Below are 836 nucleotides of genomic sequence, written 5' to 3'. Positions count from 1 at the left end.
ACAGCGACCGCAAGAACGCCGAGCTGGCACTGGCCAGCGCCAAAAGCGCCGCCGATGCCGCCAACAAGGCCAAGTCGGCATTCCTGGCGATGATGAGCCACGAGATCCGCACGCCGCTATACGGCGTGCTGGGCACGCTCGAGCTGCTGGGCAATACGGTGCTGTCGGCGCAGCAAAAGGGCTATCTCGATACCATCGGGCATTCGTCCGGCAACCTGCTGCAGATCATCAACGACATCCTCGACTTCTCGAAGATCGAAGCTGATCAGCTGACGCTGGAGGCGGCGCCGTTCGATCCGATCGCACTGGTCGAAGGCGTGGCGATGAACTTCGCGCCGCTGGCGCGGCAGAAGGGGGTCGAACTGTATTGCTGCCTGCAGCCGGATGCACCGATGCTGGTCGGCGATCGTCATCGCCTGCAGCAGGTACTGAGCAATCTGGTCGGCAACGCGGTCAAGTTCACCGACAGCGGCAAGATCGTCATCCGGCTTGGCGGCAGCGAGGCCGAGCCCGGCCGTTTCGGTCTGCAGCTGCAGGTGGCTGACTCGGGCATTGGTATTGGCAAGGCCGATCAGGCGCAGCTGTTCGAACCGTTCACCCAGGCCGACAACTCCACCGCACGCCGTTTCGGCGGCACCGGACTTGGCCTGTCGATCTGCCGCAAGCTCGTCACGCTGATGGGCGGCGAGATCGAGCTGGTCAGCGAACTGGGACTGGGCAGCAGCTTCAGCGTGACGCTGCCGCTGACCATCGCCGAACGGCGGCAACCGGCCAGTCTGGCGGGCGTGCCGCCGGTACACGTGCTGGCCAGCGCCGGCGATCTGCGCGAGAACCTG

At 65.1% G+C, this 836-nt stretch carries 1 protein-coding gene; it reads left to right on the top strand.

The genetic code is table 11. The annotated features are described in order from the left end of the window. A partial coding sequence (locus IE097_RS19180; RefSeq protein ID WP_268247097.1) for an ATP-binding protein occupies positions 1-836 on the top strand: 836 nt, incomplete at both ends.

It is taken from the genome of Jeongeupia chitinilytica (genome assembly GCF_014652315.1).
Lineage (GTDB): Bacteria > Pseudomonadota > Gammaproteobacteria > Burkholderiales > Chitinibacteraceae > Jeongeupia > Jeongeupia chitinilytica.
The sequence above is the reverse complement of the archived record's forward strand: the minus strand, read 5'-3'. Positions and strand labels throughout refer to the sequence as shown.